Below are 7,840 nucleotides of genomic sequence, written 5' to 3' on the forward strand. Positions count from 1 at the left end.
TCAATCGACTTGACCAATGGCCAACCTGTCAGTGATGTGTCCGAACAAGCGTCAGCTATGTCTCCGGTCTAAACACTGCGCGGGCGATGACACCGAGCATAGGGCGCTCTCCCCCGGAGAAGCGCGAGAAGCGGCACCTGCCGCTGGAGTGTCCTACGCCCCGAACACCTTCGCCAACCCCGCCTGAGCCTCCTGCTGAATCGCCTTCAGGTGCTCGGGGCTGCGAAAACTCTCCGCGTAGATCTTGTAGACGTCCTCGGTGCCTGACGGCCTGGCGGCGAACCAGCCGAAATCGGTTTCGACCTTGATGCCGCCGAACGGCTGGCCGTTGCCGGGCGCCTTGCTCAGCGTGGCGCGGACGGGATCGCCGGCGAGATCCTTCAGGCCGAGCTGCTCCGGCGTGACGGACTTCAGGATGTTCTTCTGCGGTGTGGTGGCGGCGACGTCGATGCGCGCGTAATGCGGCACGCCAAACTCGGCGGTGAGGTCGTTGAAGAGCTGGCTCGGATCGCGGCCGGTCTTGGCCATGATCTCGGCCGCGAGCAGGCCGAGGATGATGCCGTCCTTGTCGGTGGTCCACACCGTGCCGTCGCGGCGCAGAAACGAGGCGCCTGCACTCTCCTCGCCGCCGAAGCCGAAGCCGCCCGTGAGGAGACCGTCAACGAACCATTTGAAGCCGACCGGGGTCTCGACCAGCTTGCGGCCAAGTTTTTTCGCGACGCGGTCGATGATGGAGCTCGACACCACGGTCTTGCCGATCGCGGCGTCCTTGCCCCAGTTCGGGCGGTGCGCGAACAGATAGAAGATCGCGGTCGCGAGATAATGGTTCGGATTCATCAGGCCGCCGGTGCGCGTCACGATGCCGTGGCGGTCCGCGTCGGTGTCGTTGGCGAAGGCGACGTCGAAGCGGTCGCGCATCGCGATCAGGCTCGCCATCGCATAAGGCGAGGAACAGTCCATGCGGATCTTGCCGTCCCAGTCCATCGTCATGAAGCGGAAGGTCGGGTCGATCGCCTCGTTCACGACCGTGGCCTTCAGGCCGTAGCGCTCGATGATCGGATGCCAGTAATGCACAGCGGCGCCACCGAGCGGATCGATACCGATATTGACACCGGCGGATTTGACCAGGTCGAGATCGACGACGTTGCCGAGATCGGCGACATAGGGTGTGACGTAGTCATAGGCGTGGACGTTCGCAGACTTGCGTGCCCTGGCGTAGTCGATGCGGTTCACGCCCTTGAGGCCGTCGGCGAGATAGGCGTTGGCGCGCTTCTCGATCACGGAGGTCGCGTCGGTGTCGGCCGGCCCGCCATGCGGCGGATTGTATTTGTAGCCGCCGTCCTCGGGCGGATTGTGCGAGGGCGTGACGACGACGCCGTCGGCAAGGCCGGAGGTGCGGCCCTTGTTGTAGGTCAGGATCGCATGCGAGATCACCGGCGTCGGCGTGTAGCCGCCGTCCTTGTCGATCATGATGTCGACGCCGTTGGCCGCGAACACCTCGACGGCGCTGACCAGCGCGGGCTCAGCCAGCGCATGGGTGTCGATGCCGATAAAGAGCGGACCGGTCAGCCCCTTTTCACGTCGATAATCACAGATTGCCTGCGTCGTCGCGAGGATATGGCCCTCGTTGAAGCTGGTCTTGAACGAGGTGCCGCGATGGCCGGAGGTGCCGAACGCCACCCGTTGCGCGGGATCGGCGACATCGGGCTTGCCGGCGAAATAGGCCGTCACCAGCCGCGGAACGTTGGTGAGCGCGTCCGGCGAGGCCTGCTTGCCCGCCGCGGGATGAACATCAGCCACTGGATATACCTCGTCCTGTCGTAGAATTGCGCGATACCATAGCATCGGCCAAGCCCCCGCCAAGGGCACAACACCCGCGATGGGGCGGCCGTTCCTGAGATCATGCTATGGTCTTCGATCGGGGCTTTTCGAGTCGGGGCATGACGCTGTTTCAGAGGCTTCTGGTTGTTCTGATGGCCTGGCTTGCGACGGTTGGCATTGCGCCCGATGCGATGGCCGCGGAGTTCTACACCGAGGATTTGCGTATCCCGATGGCCGAGGCCGGACCGCAGGGGCTGGAGGCGTTCCTGGTCCGGCCGGCCGGGACCAGGCGCTATCCGCTGGCGTTGCTCAGCCACGGCTCGCCGCGCAGCTTCGACGATCGCGCGACGATGTCCGCGCACAAATATTACGGTATCGCTCTGGAATATGCCCGGCGCGGCTTCGCCGCGCTGATCGTGATGCGACGCGGCTACGGCACCTCGCCCGGCGGTCGCGTCGACAGCGTCGGCGGCTGCGCCAATGCCGCTTACCTGCCGGCGGCGGCGGTCGCGGTCGCGGATTTGCGCGCGGCGATCGAGGCGATGGCGCGCAGGGCCGACGTCACCACCTCGGGCATGATCGCAGCCGGCCATTCCGCCGGCGGGTTCGCCACCGTCGCCTTGACCGCGCAGGCGCCCGTGGGTCTCGTTGCCGCGATCAGCTTTGCCGGCGGGCGCGGCTCGCGCGACGATGACGACGTCTGCAATCCGAACGGGCTGGTGCAAGCCTTCGCCACGTTCGGCAAAACCTCGCGCGCGCCGATGCTGTGGGTCTATGCCAGCAACGATTCCTACTTCGGTCCCGACCTCGCGCGCCGCCTCCATGCCGGATTTCGCGCCAATGGCGGCAACGCGAAATTCGTCGCAGCGCCGCCTTACGGCGACGATGGCCACTATCTCTATTCGGTCGTAAGCCGTCCGCAATGGACGCCGTATCTCGACGCCTTCCTGCGCGAACGAGGTCTCGGCCACGACATCCTGAGCCCTCCCGATCCGCTCCCGCCGCCGGGCCAGCTCAGCGAGGCCGCGCGGGCCGAGTTCGCGCGCTATCTCGCCAGCACGATGCCGCACAAGGCTTTTGCGGTGTCGCCGAACGGCGGTTACGGCTGGCGTTCGGGGCGCGCGACCGCCGACGACGCCCAGCGCGATTCACTTGCCGCCTGCACAAAATGGTCGCCCGCCTGCACGCTCTATGCGGTCGACGACAAATTGGCCGGGGCTGCGCCAAGCACATCAACCGACCAGAGCTCGCGGTCGCGATAGCCTTCAAAGCGCCCTTGGCCGTCCGAGCCCGTCCGCACCTCGCGCCGCCAGAAAATCCGTTGTTAACTCGAAAGAGATAATACGTGGTCCATGCTGCGGGATCGAACACACATCAATGCCCGCGCGACGTGGACACACGTTGCGATCGCTGTGCTTTGGTTGGCGTCCCCCTCCGTGTACGCCCAGAACGACGTGGAACCGGCGTTGGCGGCGGTCGGTCGCGATGCAGATCTCGGCGCCGGAGAGACGCCGGCATCGCGGGCGGCAATCCGAAAAATCATCGAAAGAGAAACGGCCAAGACCGATCTGCCCGCCGACATCGCCGAGGCCGTCGTCTTCGTTGAAAGCGGATACAATCCGGCCACCATTGGCGCCGTCGGCGAGATCGGCCTCATGCAGGTTCGGCCCGAAACGGCAGCGATGCTCGGATTCCGGGGAAATAACGCAGAGCTCGCGGAGCCCGATATCAACATCCACTACGGGGTTCTGTATCTGAGCCGCGCATGGCGCCTGGCAGGCGGGGACCTTTGCCGCGCCCTGATGAAATATCGAGCCGGTCATGACGAAGAGTCCATGACTCCGCGCTCCCAGGTCTATTGTCATCGCGCCCGCAATCGTCTTGTCTCCCTGAACTCGACGAATGTGGGAAACCAGGCTGCGGCCGTCCCAGATGTGGCACCGGCACCAACTACGCCGCCCGCCATCTCGAAGTCAGCGCACCATCAGAAGTCAGCGCACAATCAAAAGGGACCGGCACGGCCGAAGGACGTTTATACGCGTTACCGTCAAGGCACGGCCGCAGCGAGCAGGGCATATTGGGCAGCACAGGAAGCCCGGGTCCGCCTCATCAAGGCTCGCGTCGAAGCCAAGTGGAAACGGGTCGCATCACGCCAATAGAATTGCCTGCCTTGAGACGAGCAGCGGTTGGACCAACGACATTTTTTGAAACCGAACCTGAATAGAGATCATGCACAATAGTTTGAGAGTTTTGTTTGCAATCGTCGCGACCGGCGCCGTGGCCTTGTCGGCCTTTCTCGCGATTCGGTTCCTGGTCGGTTTCAGTGGCTGAACCCGATGGCGCCGCCGGCACCATTTCGTGCTGCGCTTGGGTCTAGAGCCGCTCGCTCAGCGCGAGCTTGTAGCCGACGCCGGTGACGGTGGTGATGACGGGCGTGCCGCTGCCGACGAGCTTGCGCCGCAGTCTCGCCACCAGGGCATCGACAGTGCGGATGTCGACCTCGGCCTGGCGATTGCTGACGACCTCGATCAGATAGTCGCGGCTGAGCGGCCTGCCGTCGGCTCCGACGAGCGCCGCAAGCAGGTCGAATTCAGCGCGCGTCAGCGCCACCGGCTTGCCGTCGCTGCCGAGCAGCTCGCGCCGCGTCAGGTCGATGATCCAGTCGCCAAACGCGATCGAATTGTGGGTGCGCGCCGCCTTGCGGTCGATCGAGCGCCGCCGCAGCACGCTTCGCGCGCGTGCGAGCAGGTCGCGCAAATTGATCGGCTTGGTAACGTAGTGGTCGCCCGCGATCTCGAGGCCGAGGATGCGATCGACATCGGTGTCGCGGCGAGTCACGAAGATGATGCCCGCATTGCTGGTCGCCTGGATCTCCTTGGCGAGATCGAAGCCATCGCCGTCGGGCAGCTGCAGGTCGAGAAACACGAGATCGGTCCGCGTCCGCAGCGCCTGGCGGCATTCGGCGCAGGAGCCGGCGCCGACCACGTCGAAATTGTTCTCGCTGAAATAACCGACCAGCATCGTCCGCGTCACCGGATCATCCTCGACGACGATCAGCCGCTCGCGGCCAGCGACACGCGATTCCTGAACTGCGGAATCAGCCACGATGCTGGATGTCCTGTGTGCTTGCGAACCGGCCTGGATGCTCAGGTCGCCGAGCGCGCCGTCCTGTGAACGTACATTCACGACTTGTTCGAGCCCCCTCGAATTGCCTGCTGCAACACTAGGCGCGTTATCGCGCCCAAACAACATTGGTCACGATCTGGCCGTATTAAGTATGAATTGGCCCACACTTCTCGTCCCGCGCATCATGTTCGGGAGCCCCGCACAGGCGGCAGTCGTGCGGGGCTGAAGCCCCTCCCGCCACCGCTTGCCTCGCCGAGAGCTTCAAATCTACTGTGGCGTCCCGAAAAGTCTGCCCCTGGAGGTGGCGCCATGGAAGTCATCCTGCTCGGCACCGGCGGCCCACGCCCGGACCCGCGCCGCATGGCGACGACCACGCTGATCAGGCTCGGCGGGGAAAATATCCTGATCGATGCAGGCCGCGGCGTCATGGTTCAGCTCAGCAAGGCCGGCGTACCGCTCGGCTCCATCAACACGGTCTTTCTCACCCATCACCATTTCGACCACATCGGCGACCTCTACGACGTGATGCTCAATTCATGGATGCACGGGCGCAAGGACGATCTGCGCATCTATGGACCGCCGGATACCGAACGGCTCGTCAATACGCTGGTCACGCAGGTCTACGACAAGGACATCGCCTGGCGCGATCAGGGCGAGCCGAGCTTCGGCGGCTGGAAACCAGTCGTCGCGACCGACATTATACCGGGCCCCGTTCTCGACACCGGGCCCTGGAAGATCAGCGCCGAACTGGTCTCGCATGGCGACGGCCTCGACATGTCGCCGGCCTTCCTCGCACGCTGGATGTGTCTCGGCTATCGCTTCGAGGCTGAGGGCAAGGTCATTGCAATTTCCGGCGACACGGTGCCCTGCCCCGGTCTCGAACGGTTGGCTGACGGGGCCGACCTGCTGGTCCAGTGCTGCTTCCTCGCCACGCCGGAGATCGACAACGAGCACCTGCGCCGGCTTGCCAAATTCACGATCGCCTGCGGCGATACAGTCGGCAAGGTCGCGGCCAAGGCCGGCGTCAAGAAGCTCGCGCTGACCCATCACCGGCCTCGCACCGACGATTCCATGCTGAATGCGCTGCTTGCGGACGTCAGGCGGGACTATTCGGGTCCTGTCGTGCTCGGCGAGGACCTCACGCGGATCGAGGTCTGAGAACTCGAGATGCGTGAAGGCCGTGCGACCTCACGACGATCCAACCTCAACCCGGAATGACAACTGCTCTTCCGTTCCGGGCGCGATGTGCATCAGGCCTGGCTTGTCGCTGAACTCGCCGTCGAAGCCGGCGGGACTGGCATAGCCGCGCCAGGGCTCGATGCAGAGGAACGGCGCGCCCGACGGTTTCGACCAGACGCCAAGCTCCCGAAAGCCGCGCCATGACATTTCAACCACGGCCCGGTGGAAGCGCCCTGCTCCACGGTATAGCGGACCGAATTGCTCGCGATCCGATCGAAGATGATTGCGTCGTCGACGAACAGGGATTCGGACAAGGGCAACACGGATCCTTTGACCGGGCTCGGCTCGGTTGCCGGGCGCAGCAAGCCGCCATCGAGACGGCGGACGGGCGATGGCTCTGCGTTCGCGAAGCTCAGCGCGTAGCTCTCCTTCGCCAGCCCCGGTTGGAGCGGCCAGTTGAAAGCGGGATGGCCGCCGAGCGAGGCCGGCAAGATCTCCTTGCCGGTGTTCGCGATCACGAGTGAAAGATCGAGACCGGATTCGTCGAGCGCATAGGTTGTCGTCAGGCGGAACGCGAAGGGGTAGAGCGCGCGCGTCGTCTCGCTGTCTTCGAGCACCAGGACACAGCGTCTTTCGCCGCATTCCACCCACGCAAAGCGGCTGTCACGCGCAAAGCCGTGCTGGGTCATCCGGTAGGTCCTGCCCCGGTGCCGCAATTCGTCATTGGCGAGGCGCCCGACGATCGGAAATAGCAGCGGCGCATGGCGCGGCCAAGCCGGCTCCGCCTGCCAGACGAACTCGATGCCGGCATCGCTCGCCAGCGAACACATCTCCGCGCCTTGCGCCTTGATGGTCGCGGTGAGCCCGCCGTGGCGGATCGTGTGCGTGTCGTCCGTCATAACAGCCTGTTCCGATCATCGCAGTTCACAGGACAGTTTCCAGATGTTCGCCGAATGTTGGAGCGACACTCTACTCAAGAGCGCTGGTAGTCGTCTTCAATCCGGATGATGTCGTCTTCCCCGAGATAGCTTCCCGTCTGGACCTCGATCAGCTCCAGCATGATTTTACCAGGGTTCTCCATCCGGTGCACCGCGCCCATCGGGATATAGATGGACTCGTTTTCGTGCACGCTTTTGACGGTCTCGTTGACGGTGACGCGGGCGGTGCCGCGGACCACGATCCAGTGCTCGGCGCGATGATGGTGCTTCTGCAGCGACAGACGCCCGCCCGGCTTCACCACGATGCGCTTGACCTGATGGCGCTCGCCATTGTCGACCGACTGGTAGCTGCCCCAGGGCCGATGCACCTTGAGATGCTCCTCGGTGACTTTCGGCGCGACCGCCTTGAGTTTTGTAACCAGCCGCTTGAGCCCGTTGGCATCCTTCTGGCGCGAGACCAGCACTGCGTCCGCGGTCGCCACCACGATGAGATCGTCGACGCCTTCGAGTGCGACCAGCGCAGAGTCTGTGGTGACGTTGCAGTTGCGGCTATCTTCGAACACGGCGGTGCCGTGCGACGCATTGCCTTGCGCGTCCTTGTCCGACAATTCCCACACCGCGTGCCAGGAGCCGACGTCGGACCAGCCGCAGGACACCGGCACCACCGCGGCGCGCGCGGTCTTCTCCATCACCGCATAGTCGATCGAGATCGCCTTGGCCGCGCCGAACGCCTCGGGCTCCAGCGTCACGAAGCCGAGATCGCGGCCGGCATTGCT

At 64.4% G+C, this 7,840-nt stretch carries 6 protein-coding genes and 1 pseudogene; 3 read left to right on the plus strand and 4 right to left on the minus strand.

The window, feature by feature from the left end:
• Positions 1–153: 153 nt before the first annotated feature.
• Positions 154–1,800 (minus strand): phosphoglucomutase (alpha-D-glucose-1,6-bisphosphate-dependent), encoded by a 1,647-nt coding sequence (gene pgm / locus AC0L3U_RS38045; protein ID WP_473364914.1) that lies wholly within the window; start codon positions 1,798–1,800, stop codon positions 154–156.
• Positions 1,801–1,940: 140 nt separating this feature from the next.
• On the opposite strand from pgm, the gene AC0L3U_RS38050 reads away from it, so the two are divergent.
• Both AC0L3U_RS38050 and AC0L3U_RS38055 read left to right on the plus strand, forming a co-directional pair.
• The gene (locus AC0L3U_RS38050; protein WP_473364915.1) at positions 1,941–3,083 is read left to right on the plus strand and encodes an alpha/beta hydrolase family protein; all 1,143 of its coding nucleotides are present in this window, start codon (positions 1,941–1,943) and stop codon (positions 3,081–3,083) included.
• A gap of 90 nt (positions 3,084–3,173) precedes the next feature.
• Positions 3,174–3,980, plus strand: coding sequence for a lytic transglycosylase domain-containing protein (locus tag AC0L3U_RS38055; protein WP_473364916.1), 807 nt, complete (start codon positions 3,174–3,176; stop codon positions 3,978–3,980).
• 214 nt (positions 3,981–4,194) lie between these two features.
• Here the strand turns inward: AC0L3U_RS38055 and AC0L3U_RS38060 are convergent, their stop codons facing one another.
• Complete coding sequence (locus AC0L3U_RS38060) at positions 4,195–5,007, minus strand: winged helix-turn-helix domain-containing protein (protein WP_473295033.1); 813 nt, start codon at positions 5,005–5,007, stop codon at positions 4,195–4,197.
• Between the two features lie 249 nt (positions 5,008–5,256).
• Here AC0L3U_RS38060 and AC0L3U_RS38065 point away from each other — a divergent pair, with 249 nt between their 5' ends.
• Positions 5,257–6,105, plus strand: a complete 849-nt coding sequence (locus tag AC0L3U_RS38065; protein WP_473295032.1) for an MBL fold metallo-hydrolase — start codon at positions 5,257–5,259, stop codon at positions 6,103–6,105.
• A 30-nt stretch (positions 6,106–6,135) separates the two neighbouring features.
• On the opposite strand, the pseudogene AC0L3U_RS38070 reads toward AC0L3U_RS38065, so the two are convergent.
• Positions 6,136–7,025, minus strand: a pseudogene (locus tag AC0L3U_RS38070) (aldose 1-epimerase family protein).
• 74 nt (positions 7,026–7,099) lie between these two features.
• Positions 7,100–7,840: cupin domain-containing protein (locus AC0L3U_RS38075; protein WP_473364917.1), on the minus strand; the 741-nt coding region annotated here is incomplete at its 5' end.

Source organism: Bradyrhizobium sp. Kon69, from assembly GCF_055807515.1.

Coding starts and splice junctions, on each gene's coding strand:
- AC0L3U_RS38050 (WP_473364915.1), top strand. CDS start 1,941: ATGACGCTGTTTCAGAGGCTTCTGGTTGTTCTGATGGCCTGGCTTGCG.
- AC0L3U_RS38065 (WP_473295032.1), top strand. CDS start 5,257: ATGGAAGTCATCCTGCTCGGCACCGGCGGCCCACGCCCGGACCCGCGC.
- AC0L3U_RS38055 (WP_473364916.1), top strand. CDS start 3,174: ATGCTGCGGGATCGAACACACATCAATGCCCGCGCGACGTGGACACAC.